Raw genomic sequence first — 15,074 nt, forward strand, 5'->3', positions numbered from 1 at the left:
TTAAATTATTCATCATTGGCGATCGCCTAGGGGGATGTCACTACACCACAACTGGAGTTAGATTGTATAGCTCCACCACCACCGGGCACAGATGCCACCAATTGAACTTTACCATCCGCATTTATTACCCATCCTTGTGCTTCCACAATGGTTTGTGGCGTTGGTTGTGGCGTAATTTCTGCTTTTATCTCCTGATTCCCCTCATCTAATGTCACCCAATTAGTAATCACCGCCCGTCCCCGCAAAGGTTCATCAGGGTTTAATGGTAAACCTCCTCTTCCTGTGGAGATGAAGTGGCTGGCGGTTTTTCCTTTGGGGGTGCAGCCTTGTGCAATTTGCTGCGATACATCAACTAAGTTAGTGGGTAGTTCGGTTAAACCTCCACTAGGGTCAAGATCAGGGGTTTTTAGGGTAACTTTACCCGGTGAATTAAAATCAGAACTAGCATCGATGTCATTAGTTCCATTTCCTAAAATTGCTTTACCTTCAGTTAATCCAAAGATTCTTTCGGCTGTAATTATAATATTACCTCCCCGACCAAAAGCAGCGCTAGCAATGATGTCATTATCTTCTCTGGGATATGCCACAACAAAACCGCGATCGGCATCAATATTAATGTTACCTCCAGTCGCTGTTCCTCTTGCTTGAGCCGAGATCCGACTACCATTTTGCATTAACAATAATTTTAAGCCTTGTAACTTAATATTCGCTCCTTCCTCACCATTAGTAATGGCAGTTTCTGCAGTTATATTGCCGTTATTTAAATTAATCTTTTTGGCAGTGACAGTCAAATTCCCTGCTTGTCCTTGAGGAGCGCTAACTGTTGCTCTGGCACTATCTTTAATAGTTAATTTTTCCGTTTCAATTGTTAAATTACCACCTTTTCCATTACTTATAGCTCCTGCTGATACTGCTCCATTGCCTTGCAAGGTGACGGAATTTGGTGCTTTGATTAACACGTTACCCCCTTGACCACTACTAGAAGTAGAAGCAGAAATTTCTGCCCCATCTTGGAAGTTAACGGTTAAGTTGTCTCCATTGCCATAGGCTTGAAGGGTGAGATTTCCGCCTTTTGCAGCACCTTCAGTTCCTGCAGATATATTGCTGTCACCTGTCATAATTATTTGAGCAGCATTCACACTCACACTACCGCCAACACCAGATGTTTCTTGAGAAGCAGTGGCGACAGATATCCGTCCAGCATTGATAACCTTTAATAATGGCGTGTCAATTTTTACTTGACCACCAACACCAGCGCCTTGGGTACGAGCAAATAAACCACTATTAAGGTCAGACAACTTCACTTCCTGAGTAGCACTGATGGCTATGTCACCTGCTTTTCCACTACTGGAGGTGTTTGTCAGCATCTGACCACCCCCTGTGGCTTCCACAGTGTTGGCGTTGATGACGATATCGCCGCCTCTAGAGGAATTTAAGGTTCTAGCACTCAATGTAGCTTTGTCAAAAATACGCAGTTGAGGGGTGGTAACGTTGATATTTCCGCCTCGACCACTATCAATTCCTTCCGTACCAGAAAGCAAGCCACTTAAAGAGCTAGAATTAGGACTGACTCCCGCAATGGTGACAGCATCTGATGCTTGCACTCGAATATTACCGGCATTTCCTGCCCCTAAGGTGAGTGATTGCACAACACCGCCTTTGTTTAGAGACAAAGAACGGGTTTGAATATCAATATTGCCACTATTACCTGTAGTTTCTGGCCCTACTCCAGTCAGGATAGAACCATTTTTCATCTCAATATCGTTGGCTTGGACGAAGATATTGCCTCCCTTCCCAGTCCCAAAAGTCGTTGCTGCAATTACTCCTTGGTCTTGAATGGTTAACTTTCCGGTTTGAATGGTGATGACTCCGCCGTTTCCAGCATTTGGTATTTGTCCAGAGGTTTGAGTAAATAATCCTGTAGGAAAATTCACGTCACCAAACTGACGAGAAAAAGCCAGGGGTGGAATGTAGCCACTGAGTTTTACTCCTGATGGTAGTCCAGAACCGGGTGCTGCAAATAATCCTTGTTGAGTGTATGCAAAGCGAACAATTTCAGAACTGGAACCGCCCAGAGTCACAAACTCTGGTGCAATGATTGTTAAGTTTCCTCCTTTACCTTGAGTTGCAGTGGAGGTTGAGACTTGAGTCCCTTCGCTTAAAGAAACTGACTGTGCGCGAATTTCTATATTCCCACTTTTACCCGCACCATTTGTACTTGTAGAGATGATACTGTTAGCAGTAGCAAAGGCTCCGTTGGTAGTCACAGTGATGTTGCCTGACTCTGTACCGCCGTAGCTAATGAGTGAACCTGTAGTGATGTCGTTTTTGGCAGTAACAGCAATTGTTCCGCCCTTTCCAGAAAGTCCGTCAGGATTTAGTGGTGATTGAGTACTAACCGAGAAAGCAAAGACATCTTTTGTTTGAATCTTACCGTTAGGAGCAGTGAGAGTAACTGTACCTGCATTACCAGAATTGCCTACATAATTCACGAGAGAATAAGAGTTAACCCCACCCAAATTAGTATTACCGTTGACAGTTGTGAGGGCAATATCTCCACCATTGGCAGCGTTACCTGCTGCTGCGGAAGAATGTGAATTAAAACCATAGGGTACTGTAATATCTCCTAGTGCTGTTAAGGTAATTGCACCACCACTGCTAGAATTACCAAAACTAACTTCGGAGAAACTGTCAATGCCGAAAATGCCATTGACTTGAATGTTACCTTGAGGAGCATTCAGGTTAACGTTTCCCCCGTTGCCAATATTGCCAAATCTGGCAAAGATATTAGAGCGGATACTACCTATCTCAATGTTGCCGTTGGATGTAATGAGGTTAACTGCTCCCCCATTACCAGAAATGGCATTACTTTTGCTATCAATATTTGAATTTGGATCGTTGTCGTTGTCGTTATATATACTAGAATCGATACTACCAGTAACTTTAATCCCATTAGGGGCTGTTAGTGTGATTGTGCCAGCATTGCCAATATTGCCCGTTTGGATAAATTCGTCATAAGGGCTACCCGACGTTAACCAAGCTTGAGTAGAAATTGTGGGGCTAAAATTATAATTACTGGCAATGTCAATGCGATCGCCTGCACTAATACTAACTCTTCCCCCGTTACCAACGCTAGCATCGCTAATTGAAATACCCGACAAACTACCTAAATTCCCTGTAGAAGAGGCATCTAAATCGCCTCTCATCTTCAAGCTCCCGGCAGAAATGTTAACTAGTATATCGCCACCATCCCCACTACTCCCAAAGTTTGCGTAAGAGTTAGCAGCAATGTTGCCGTTGATATTTATACCATTAGCCGCATTCAGCGTGATTTTACCTCCATTCCCAGCCCGAAAAAATTGGGAATACTTATCACTATACGAATATGCATTCAAATCCCCAGTCATTTTAATACTCCCAGTGGGAGCATTCAGGGTGATGCTCCCGGCATTCCCAGGATTACCAGTATTACTGAGTGCAGAGGAATCCAGAGTACCTTTAATATTGATATCGCCACGCTCTGCGGTGAGTGCAATTGCTCCACCATTACCTGTGTTACCAACATTCGTGAAAGCCCAAGAATTTAGATCGCCTGTGATGTTAATGTTATCTGTAGCCTTCAGGGTAATTGCTCCACCGTTACCTGCGTTGTCTACCCTAGCAAAAGCAAAAGAATTTAGATCGCCTGTGATGTTAATGTTATTTTTAGCATTTAGGGTAATTGCTCCACCAGGATTGCCAAAATAACCAGCTGTGGCGATATTTTTAACTGCTAGATTATTTCCCGAAATTTCAACTTGACCACTCAACGCAACTAAGTCTCCACCGCTGCTATCCACATCACCACCCACAAACCGCAAACTCTGTCCATCAGGAACCCTCAAACCAGTTAAGGGTGAACCGGCTGGGGTTTGACCGGCTGATGCAATTGAGTTATTGATAATGGATGCAGCTTTGATTTGATTAAACAAAAAAGCTGAAGGATTAATTGTCAACAAAGGTGAAGGGACATTTTTATCAGTCGCGCTGAAAAAGCCCAAATTGCCAAATTGCAATGCATTCGCCGTACTCGCCACAAACGAACCACCCACATCTAACCGCGCATTCTGTCCAAATATAATCCCACTAGGATTAATTAAAAATAGATTAACGCCACTCTGGGTGCGAATTAAACCATCAATTACAGATTGATTTCCGCCTGTTACGCGAGAGAGAATATTTTGGATATTGGGGTTACTTTGAAAAATTGCTGCTTCATTACTATTCAGATTAAACTGGCCAAAACTGTGGAATAAATTATTACCAACTGCTTGACCTGCGGCTTGGGGAATTACATAATCAGGCCCTGTTAAAGTTCCTGGAGTTCCTAAACTGCCATCTAGAGTGATGCTTTGGGCGAAGGCATCAGTATTAAGGTTGATCAGAAAACTACTGGTAAATAAGGTACTAATTGACACTAGATACTGCCAAAATCGAGCCATACCAGTACCTTCCCAGAAAAAATTAGTGAATTTAAAAGCTAGATAAAAATAGAATACAACTATTAAAATGCACTGCAAACTACTAAATTATACTTTCAGGTGACGACATTAAGCCTTCAGATGACGACATTAAGTCTTCCGGTGACGACATTAAGCCTTCAGATGACGACATTAAGCCTTCCGGTGACGACATTAAGCCTTTAGATGACGACATTAAGCCTTTAGATGACGACATTAAGCCTTCCGGTGACGACATTAAGCCTTCCGGTGACGATATTAAGCCTTCAGATGACGACATTAAGCCTTTAGGTTAAAGCAATGATGAAGAAACTGGAATTTATCAAAAATTTTTCGTGTGTAAATGCATAGACAAAAAAAACAGTCGTAAATAGCAACAGAAGAGAAGACTTTAACACCCAACGTTATCTCATTGTTTTTGGAGAAATTAACATGTCTAGGACTAGCTACACTTGTAACTCAAATTAACCCACTCAACTGGACTGACACGACTAAAATGATACAAAAAAAATGTAGTAGCGCGGCAACCTTAAAATGCTGGGCTGATACCATTTCACTTTAATTTAATGATACAAACACGTTGGCAAGCAAGGGCGCGGAGACCGCGCCCCTACGAGAAATCTGTTAATTTCTACCTTGCAAATTAAGTAGGGTCAGCAATGCCCACCAACACCATGATATTGTAGGCAATGCCTAGTAGTCTGTCAGGGTTGAAATGAGGGACTGTAGTGTGAGCGTCTCGCTCACGCGGGCTTTTCGGCCCGCACTACCAAAAACCCCTCAAAACAAAATTGACAAACCACTAGGGTGTTGACTCTGAGGGTTTTTAGCCCAAAATGCATCATCCAAAATAAAAGTCGTATTTAACGTTCTCATCAGGGCACGGCAGTGCCGATGCCCCTACGGTAAACACAAAAATTGCATGATCATTTTTAGCTAATTTCGTACAAAGTCAACAGCCTAGGCAATGCCCACTCTACAGATACGTTGTTTCAGACTTCAGACTTCAGATTTCAGACTTTATACTTCAGACTTTATACTTCAGACTTCAGCCTTTTTGCTCTACATTCAAAATTAGCGGCATCTATTTGGAGAATTAACTGTGAGCAAGTTAGTCATCTTAAAATTTGGAGAAGGTAACTTTGAGCAGGGATTTCCTGTCACACTCCAAATTGGTGATGAAAATGCTCGCCCAACTATAGAAATTACAGGTGAGTTACCGCCACAGTTAGAAATTCCCCATTTTTATCACAATTGGCAATCAATTTACCGTCGTCTCGATTTATCAGCACGTCCCATCGGTTTACCAAAGCAAGCAACGCAACCCCCAACTTTGGCAGATTGTGAGCAAGCATCTGCAAAATTAAAAGTTAGTTTTAATACTTGGCTCTCTTCAGACTCTTTTCGCCCCATCCGCGAGAAATGGCTAGAAAAGCTGATGCCTACGGATAACATCCGGGTGCTTTTGCAAACAAAAAACCTGCAACTGCAAAAACTACCTTGGCATCTTTGGGATTTGCTGGAGCGTTATCCTCACGCTGAAATCGGACTGAGTGCTACTGTTTATGAGCAAGTTTCCCGGCTCTCAAACCAGACAAAAACAATAAAAATTCTCGCTATTTTAGGTAATAGTCAAGGAATTGATATCGCAGCAGATAGGGCAGTTCTAGAACAATTAACCAATGCAGATGTCACTTTTTTAGTTGAGCCAAAATGTCAAGACTTAACTGACCAATTGTGGGAACAACATTGGCAAATTCTCTTTTTCGCTGGACATAGTTCTAGTCAGGGAACAGGTGAAACTGGACAAATTTATATCAATCAAACCGAAAGTCTCAAAATTAGTGAGTTGAAATTCGCTTTAAAAAAGGCAGTGGAACGGGGGCTAAAATTGGCAATTTTTAACTCTTGCGATGGCTTGGGACTGGCGCGGGAGTTTGCCGATTTACAAATTCCGCAATTAATTGTAATGCGGGAACCTGTCCCAGATTTGGTGGCGCAAGAGTTTTTGAAGCATTTTTTGTCGGCTTTTGCTCGTGGTGAATCTTTGTATCTGTCGGTGCGAGAAGGGCGGGAACGGTTGCAAGGACTGGAAAAACAATTTCCCTGTGCTACTTGGCTACCTATTATCTGCCAAAATCCAGGTGAGATGTCGTTGAGTTGGCAGGAATTGGCTGGAGGTAGACATGAAGTACAAACGGCTACACTACTAAAACGTCGTCTGAATTTCTCCGTTATCCTCCTTACCAGTGCGGTCATGTCTGCGTTGGTGATGGGGATTAGGTATTTAGGAATAATGCAACCATTGGAATTACAGGCATTTGACCAGTTGTTGCGGCTACGTCCTCAAGAAACACCAGATTCACGGTTGCTGGTGGTGACAGTGACAGAAGATGATGTGCAAGCTCAAGCCCAAGAACAACGCCGAGGTTCGCTTTCAGACAAGTCTTTCGGTAAACTCTTGGAGAAGTTAGAGGTTGATCAAGCAGCGGTGATTGGCTTGGATATTTACCGAGATTATGCTGTTGGCAAGGATTATCCAACTTTAGCTTCCCGGATGCGAAAAAGCGATCGCCTAATTTCAGTTTGTCAGGTGAGCAATCCCCAAGCCGGAAAATCTGGTGTCAAACCACCACCAGAAGTTTCTCCAGAGCGTTTGGGCTTCAGTGATATTATCCCAGATCCAGATCATGTGGTGCGTCGTCATCTGTTAGCGTTAACTCCTCCACCCTCATCTGCTTGTGCTGCGTCCTACGCTCTCAGTGTGCAGATAGCATTACGATATTTGTACAAGCAGGGAATCCAACTGGAATTTATCGCCGGTGGTGTGTGGAAACTAGGGAAGCTCAAATTTAAACCCCTAGAAGGACACAGTGGAGGATATCAAAAAATAGATGCTTTAGCACATCAAATTTTATTAAATTATCGCTCCTCAGGCTCTCCAGAAGCGATCGCACCCCAAATTACTTTAAAACAAGCATTAGCCGGTCAATTGAATGCAGCTGCGGTTAAAGATAAGATTATCCTCATTGGCACAACAGCCGAAAGTTTTAATGATTACTCTTTAACCCCCTACACTACCACCACAGGAAACTCCCAAGCCATACCAGGAGTGGTTTTGCAAGCACAAATGGTCAGTCAACTACTGAGTGCTGCTTTAGATGGGCGACCTCTATTGTGGACGTGGACATTATGGGGTGAAGCGATGTGGATTTGGGGCTGGTCTTTAAGTGGCAGTTTACTTGTGTGGTATCTGCGACAATTAAGTGGAATAGCGATCGCCCTAGCACTCACCTGTCAGTTCGTTATTTTATATAGTATGTGCCTAGTCTTATTGATTATTTGGGGCTATTGGGTTCCCCTAGTTCCCGCAGCATTAGCCCTGATTGGCGGCGGCAGTATTGCAATGGGGCAGCCCTTCTCTGCGAGACGCTACGCGAACGACTCCGCTCAGGGCAAGGGGGCAGGGGGCAGGGAGCAGGGGGAATGACCAATGACAAATGACCAATGACAAATGACCAATGACAAATGACCAATGAAAAATAACATACAATATATTACCGTATTAGCACTAACCTTGGTGCTAGAGATGAATTTTGGGAAGGCGATGGCGCAAGCGCCGACTTATCAGTTCGCCTCTCCAGTCAAGTTTGTGCCGCCACCACCTCCGCCCGACAGAGGTGCGGCAGGCGATCGTGGGAGTGCAGCTAGTCGTGGGTGTGCGACAAATAGCCAATCTCTCACGGCATTAGTTCCCGCATATGAACAGACTGTCAACCAAGAAAAAAGACCAGCTATTTCCGTCACCAAAGTCTGGGGATTAACAACCGCTGAACATTCAACCTTTTGGTTTTTTGTTCCTCATAACATCTCTGCAATTGCCACCACGGAGTTTGTTCTGAAAGATGAGTCAAATAAACCTGGTAAAACTATATACCGGACTTTAGTAACACCTCCGCAAACACCAGGAATTGTCAGCATACACTTGCCATCAAGTACCGAGCCATTGGAGATAGGCAAGATGTATCACTGGTTTTTTAAAGTGAGAGTAAAATGTGACCCACAACAACCAGCACAACTAGAGTATGTGGAAGGCTGGGTGCAACGAGTTAGTCCCAATCCCAGCCTTGCAGAACGCCTCAAACAAGCAACCCCCCAGCAACAGGTAGGACTTTATGCTGAAAACGGTATTTGGTACGATGCTCTCACCACTCTGGCAGAACTCCGCCGCGCCAAGCCTCAAGATGCAACGCTAAAGGCAGACTGGACAAGTTTACTCAACTCAGCAGGTTTAGAAAAGCTGACTACACAACCTCTTATCGACTGCTGCAAGTAAGTGGGAAAGGAAAGAAACCAACCTAAAATTATTCCTAACTGTTAACTGTTAAAGTTGACGCAACCAACTTGCTTGTTCCCAGACAGCTTTGAGGGAAACTAGATTTTGGCGATTAAACCAAAGTTTCCAAGCTTTGTGGACTTCTCCCTTAGCTAGTGCTTGCACCCCATCACTAACAGCGACACCGACATGTTGCATAACACTGGAGTCGCGATAGCAGTCAATCATGCACGCAGTACAGCCATCACGCACCCGCTGAGAATTATCAAACTCACTGATGTGACACATGGGTTTATCCCAGTTGTGACAGCGGTAGAGCTGAAGATGCCAATCTAGATAAAACAACTTCCAGCCACCAAGACAACCAAATTGTTCTGGTTCACCGCGTAAATGACGCTGCATATCTTCAATTGAGGCGGTAGGATTGACAACTGGAAAGTTGCTTTTGAGTGCTTTCACAGTCTCAAATAGCCCATCCAACTCCTCGGCAGTGTAATCCACTAAGTTAGACTCAGCGAAACCAAGATAAGAAGATGCCAGGGTGGTGAGTGGATAAGAGAAAGTCACACTATCAAATCCTAGGGACTCCAGGAATGGCGGCAATTGGGAGTAGTCGTTCACCAGTCGGCTCATGGTGACAGAGGCGGTAGTATGAATTTTGCGACGTTGAAAATGGGTATTAGCATCCCGAATGCGATCGCACACTCCCTTGAGTCCCCGGTTTTGCTCGTGTATTTGTGCGTTAGCTGCATCAATAGAGATAATCGCACTCACCAGCCCAGCATCAGCCATCTCGTCAATGCGCTTTGGTGTTAGCAAGGAACCGTTAGTTACTAACATCGGTGCCATACCAATACTAGATGCATGAGCAATCATCTCATTTAGCTGGGGATGAGCCATTGGTTCACCACCCACGTAGATTAAGAAATACACGCCATTGCGATAAAGAATCTCCGCCGCCTGCTTTGCGTCTTCCAGCGTCACAGTATGCCGCGCCTCCAATGGCATCTGATCAACAGCAAAGCTACAGAACCCACAACGGGCATTGCATACACTAGTAATAGCGAATTGACACGTAGCCGGGCCACCATCCAACACTCCTTGTAGTGCCATTTGCCAGAGCGATCGCCTTTTAGCAACTACAACCGAGCTATTTTTAGACATAGTTTACCAGTTATCAGTTATCAGTTATCAGTTATCAGTTATCAGTTATCAGTTATCAGTCTGTTTACTATTCACTGTTTACTGTTCACTGATAACTGTTTAATTACTTCCCAAACACACTACCAAGGGCACGAGCCATGTTTTGTGGTTGCATCGCATCCATTGCGGCGGTGGGTTCATAGCCGCAGTGAACCATACAATCGGCACACTTAGGATTACCACTAGCGCGTCCGTATTCACTCCAGTCAGTTTTGTCTAGTAGTTCCTTAAAGGTGGTGTAATAGCCTTCATTCAGCAAATAACAAGGTTTTTGCCAACCAAGGACACTGTAACTAGGGCTACCCCAAGGCGTACATTCATATTCCTTCTCACCTGTGAGGAAATCTAGGAATAATGGGTTGTGATTGAAATTCCAGTTTTTGTCACCAGCTTTGTAGGGGGCGAGAATTTGCCGGAAGAGGGCGCGTGTTTGTTCGCGGTTGAGGAAATGTTCTTGATCTGGTGCCCACTCGTAACTGTAGCCAGGAGAAATCATCATCCCGTCAGTATCTAGGGTTTCTAGAAAGTCAAAGAACTTTTGCATTTCTTGAGGATCGCAACCCTCAAAGATGGTGGTGTTAGTAGCCACGCGGAAGCCTTGGGCTTTGGCGGCGCGAATCGCTTTCACCGCAGTATCAAAAACGCCTTGGCGATCGACACACTTATCGTGCCATTCCCGCAACCCATCTAGATGTACGCTGAATGTCAGATATGGGGAAGGTTGAAACTTATGCAGGCTTTTTTCTAACAACAAACCATTAGTACACAAGTAAATATATTTCTTGCGCTCAATTAATCCCCGCACAATCTCATCAATTTGGGGATGTAATAGTGGTTCGCCTCCAGGAATTGAGACAACAGGTGCACCGCATTCTTCCACTGCAGCGAAGCACTGTTCTGGAGTGAGGTTTTGTTTTAAGATTTCCACTGGATGCTGGATTTTGCCGCAGCCAGTGCAGGCTAGGTTACACCGGAAAAGAGGTTCCAACATCAAGACTAGCGGGAAGCGTTTACGCCCTTTTAAGCGCTGAGTCACCAGATACTTCCCGATATCTATAGCTTGTTGTAGATTAACTGCCATGATTCCGAACACTCCTCTATAAAGTATTAAGTATGAAGTCTGAAGTGTGAAATTAATTGCAGTCTCTGTAGGGTGGGCATTGCCCACCACATCAGGGTTTTGTAAGGCATAGCCCTACCTACTGCATACTTCAAACTTCATTTGACATATCGCTCACTGATAAACCAATCAACTGCATCTTTGAGTGCAGTTGTCAAGTCAGACTGTGGGAGATCCAACTCTCTTACTGCCTTTGAAGCATTGTAATACATAGGCTGTTGCGCCATGCGGACACCGTCCAAAGGTACTGAGGGTGATTTCCCCAAGGGTGCGAGTATCTTTTCATCAACCCAAGCAACGCTGAGGGGGAGCCAAGCAGGTACAGACATTTGGGGTGCTTTCATAGCCGTAAGCTGGGAAAGTTGGTCAAGTAGTTCTTTGAGGGTAAGGTTTTGATGACCTAAAATATAGCGATCGCCTGATTTCCCCTTTTGCAAAGCCAGTAAATGTCCCCAGGCCACATCCCGCACATCGATAAAATTCAAACCAGTATTTACATAAGCAGGCATTTGTCGCCGTAAAAATCGCAGGATAATATCGCCTGTGGGAGTGGGTTTGATATCCAATGGGCCAATCGGGCTACTGGGATTAACTACAACCACATCCTGTCCTGTAGTTACAGCTTGCATAGCTTCTTGTTCCGCCAGAAACTTAGATTTTTTGTAGTCACCAACCAATTTTTCTAGGGGACTCTGATGTGTTTCATCTACGACTTGACCAGATGCTCCCACACCAATCGCCGCCACCGAACTGGTGTAGACAGTGCGCTCAATACCCGCTTTTTGGGCAGATACTAGTACATTCCGTGTACCCAGGACATTGTGATGGTAGAGTAGCTCTCGGTCTTTTTGCCACAGTGAATAATGGGCAGCGACATGGAACAGGTACTGACAACCACGCATTTGCTGCCAAAGTTCTGGATCATTTAAATCCCCTGTGACAATTTCCACTTTTAGCCCCCGGAGATTTTCCAGGTTGCTGCTGGAACGCACTAGTGCTTTCACTGTGTATCCCTGTTGCAGTAACAACCGTACAACGTGACTACCAATAAAACCCGTACCCCCCGTCACAAAAACTTGTGTCATTTGTCATTTGTTATTTGGCATTTGTCATTCCCCCTGCCCCCTGCCCCTGCCCCTCATCTCTTCTGAAACCGGGGAAACCAATCATCCAAAATGGCGTAGACTACTGGTACGACAATCAAACTGAGAATCGTTGAAGTTACTAAACCGCCGGCGATGGATACAGCCATAGGCGATCGCAATTCTGAACCTGCGCCTAAACCTAAAGCGATGGGTACCATACCTAAAATTGTCGCTGCAGTGGTCATCATGATTGGTCTGAGGCGTACTGGCCCAGCTTTGAGAATCGCTTCTGTCCGCTCTAAGCCAGACTCGCGCAGTTGATTAATGTAGTCCACAATCAGGATGGCATTTTTGTTAGTAATCCCTAGCAAAAACACAAAGCCAATCAGCGAGATCATGCCAAAGTCGCTCTTGGTAATCAGCAACGCCAACATCGCCCCCACCAGCGCCAAAGGCAAAGAAACACCAATAACTACAGGATCAACCCAGCCTTTAAATAGCCAAATCAGCACCACTACAATGCACAATGCCGATAAAGCCAGAGTCGTACCGAAACTACCAAAAACCTCACCCAGGCGGGCAGAGTCTCCTCCCAAGTCCAAGGAAACGCCAGCAGGCATCACTTTTTTAGCTTCAGCTACCACTTTATCAGTGGCATTACCCAAGGATAGATCCTTGCCCAGGTTGGCGCTGATATAAGCCACCCGCTGATTATTCAGACGCTCAATCTGAACAACCGTATCTTGTTGATTTCCTTCCCCTGTAACTGTGACATCCGCAAACCCTGGGAGTTTCACCAACCGCTCTTTAATTGCCTTGGCGGCTTTGCTGAGTGCTTTGAGGTCATTACCCCTTAACGACACCTGGAGGGGTTTTTGACCGCCAGTATCCACAAATTGGATATCTTCAATACTGGTAGTCACGCCCGGAAGCGTCGGTAAAGTTGTGCGGAATTGGTCTTGGAGTTCTGCTGTTTTGATTGGGCGATCGCTCTTAAGTTTCACATAAAGCACGCCTTTATTTGGCTCACCCTCACGAGAACCAACAGTAGTAAACACCGTTTCCACTGCTGGTGATTTTCTCACTACCGCCTCTAATTTCTTCGCAACTTCAAGGGAGTCATTTAGGGGATTGGGGATTGGGTACTGGAGAGTGAGTATTGCACTTCGACTTCGCTCAGTGCCCAGGGACTGGGGACTGGGGACTGGGGATTGGGGACTAGAAACTGCTCCCCCTGCTCCCTGCTCCCTGCCCCCTTGCCCTGAGCGAAGTCGAAGGGCTGCTCCCTGCCCAGTAGGTAAACTCGGTAAAGGAGCAGTATAGGTAATATTAAATTCGCCTCGATCTAGTTTGGGAATAAAGCCTTTGGGAATGAGGGGAATCAGCGCTACACCAGCGATGAAACTGAAGACAGCTAATGCAATCACGATCGCCCGGTGATTTAAAGACCATTGCAGCAAGTCGCGATAAGATTGAGCGAAGCGTAGCCACAACATCCCTTCTCTTCGCCGGGAAGATTTAGGTTTTAGCCAGTAAATAGATAAAACAGGTGATAAAGTCCGAGCAACTAACAAAGAAGCCAGCATTGCTGCTGAGACAGTAATACCAAAAGGTTTGAAAAACTGACCAATCACACCACCCATTAAACCTATGGGGAGAAAAACTGCTACGGCTGTGAATGTGGCGGCTGTAACTGTTAATCCAATCTCGTTTGTGGCTATCAAGGCGGCTTGGCGAGGAGTTTCGCCATCTTCGATGTGGCGCATGATGTTTTCTACATCCACGATCGCATCATCGACAATTGATCCAATCACTAAAGCCAAAGCTAAGAGCGTAATTGTCTCTAAATTAAAGCCAAAAATCGCCATGACGATCGCCGTCGCCAACATAGACGTAGGAATCGCCAGCGCGGAAATGAGAGTTGCTCGCCAGTTCCACAAAAAAGGGAAAATGACGACAACAGACAACAGCACCGCTTCAATTAGAGAATCGATAGTTGATTGAGTCGCATGGCGGATGTATTCTGCTTGTGTTGCGGCTAAAGTGATTTTGACATCCTTGAGGGTAGAACGGAGCTTTTGGACTTCTTTCTCTACCCGACTCACTACTTCTAATGTGTTGGCGTTACCCCGTTTGATTACCTGAAATGCTAGAGCATCCTTACCATTAAAGCGTACTAAAGTAGCCCCGCCTGCTGATAACTGGGGAGTTGGTGGACTAGGAACACCCAACAATGAGACTTTGAGTACTCCTGATAGTTTAGCGATCGCTGGAACAATCTGGTCTTTTGCCAACTTAGTCAAATCAGTGAGATTCCCTGATGGGTTCTCAATGGCGTAGCTAATAGCCGCTGACTCGTTGAGATTTAAAGGAATGATTTTATAATTCGCTCCCTGAGTTAATTTCAACTGCTTTAGTGCAGTTTCAACTTGGCGAGTCGATTTTTCTAAGTTCGTACCAACAACAAAAGATAGGCTAACAGCAGTTTGGCCGGGATAGGTAGATGAGCGAATATCTTCAAGCCCTTCCAGAGATTTCAAACGTTGCTCTAATGGTTGAGTCAGCTTGGCTTCTATATCCAGTGCCGTTGTTAGTGGGGCTTGAGCATTCACCACCACCACCGGGAAAGTAATATCTGGAAACAAAGCATACTTGAGGGAACTGAAAGCCAGAAGCCCAGCTACCGTCACAGCAATCCAAAAACCAATCGTCAACCACGAAAATTCAATCGCTAATCTGGAAATATTGAAGCGTTCTCGTGCGGATTTTGAGCTATTAGGCTTTACCATCTTAGAAAATCATCGTGCGGGTGACGCCATCATTAGACATGC

Annotated in this window: 8 protein-coding genes; 2 read left to right on the forward strand and 6 right to left on the reverse strand. The window is 45.0% G+C overall.

Translation table 11 applies throughout. The features are described from left to right. Positions 1 to 26 precede the first annotated feature (26 nt). Both CAL7507_RS20055 and CAL7507_RS31820 read right to left on the reverse strand, forming a co-directional pair. A complete protein-coding gene (locus tag CAL7507_RS20055; RefSeq protein WP_015130319.1) occupies positions 27 to 4,481 on the reverse strand; it encodes an S-layer family protein in 4,455 nt (1,484 codons plus the stop codon). Between the two features lie 82 nt (positions 4,482 to 4,563). Next, positions 4,564 to 4,779: a hypothetical protein gene (locus CAL7507_RS31820; RefSeq protein ID WP_015130320.1), complete on the reverse strand. Its 216-nt coding sequence runs from the start codon at positions 4,777 to 4,779 to the stop codon at positions 4,564 to 4,566. An 822-nt stretch (positions 4,780 to 5,601) separates the two neighbouring features. Here CAL7507_RS31820 and CAL7507_RS20060 point away from each other — a divergent pair. Both CAL7507_RS20060 and CAL7507_RS20065 read left to right on the forward strand, forming a co-directional pair. Continuing rightward, entirely contained in the window at positions 5,602 to 7,989 is a 2,388-nt protein-coding gene (locus tag CAL7507_RS20060) for a CHASE2 domain-containing protein (protein WP_015130321.1), read from the forward strand. 45 nt (positions 7,990 to 8,034) lie between these two features. Beyond that, entirely contained in the window at positions 8,035 to 8,835 is an 801-nt protein-coding gene (locus tag CAL7507_RS20065; RefSeq protein WP_015130322.1) for a DUF928 domain-containing protein, read from the forward strand. Between the two features lie 48 nt (positions 8,836 to 8,883). On the opposite strand, the gene CAL7507_RS20070 is transcribed toward CAL7507_RS20065, so the two are convergent. The 4 genes from CAL7507_RS20070 to CAL7507_RS20085 all read right to left on the reverse strand — a co-directional run bounded on the left by CAL7507_RS20070 (position 8,884) and on the right by CAL7507_RS20085 (position 15,032). After that, positions 8,884 to 9,999, reverse strand: a complete 1,116-nt coding sequence (locus tag CAL7507_RS20070) for a radical SAM protein (RefSeq protein WP_015130323.1) — start codon at positions 9,997 to 9,999, stop codon at positions 8,884 to 8,886. A 103-nt stretch (positions 10,000 to 10,102) separates the two neighbouring features. Further along, the gene (hpnH, locus tag CAL7507_RS20075) at positions 10,103 to 11,119 is read right to left on the reverse strand and encodes an adenosyl-hopene transferase HpnH (protein ID WP_015130324.1); all 1,017 of its coding nucleotides are present in this window, start codon (positions 11,117 to 11,119) and stop codon (positions 10,103 to 10,105) included. A gap of 137 nt (positions 11,120 to 11,256) precedes the next feature. Further along, positions 11,257 to 12,243 (reverse strand): hopanoid-associated sugar epimerase, encoded by a 987-nt coding sequence (gene hpnA / locus CAL7507_RS20080; RefSeq protein ID WP_015130325.1) that lies wholly within the window; start codon positions 12,241 to 12,243, stop codon positions 11,257 to 11,259. A 53-nt stretch (positions 12,244 to 12,296) separates the two neighbouring features. Further along, positions 12,297 to 15,032, reverse strand: a complete 2,736-nt coding sequence (locus tag CAL7507_RS20085; RefSeq protein ID WP_015130326.1) for an efflux RND transporter permease subunit — start codon at positions 15,030 to 15,032, stop codon at positions 12,297 to 12,299. Between the last annotated feature and the right edge of the window lie 42 nt (positions 15,033 to 15,074).

Source organism: Calothrix sp. PCC 7507 (assembly GCF_000316575.1).
Lineage (GTDB): Bacteria > Cyanobacteriota > Cyanobacteriia > Cyanobacteriales > Nostocaceae > Fortiea.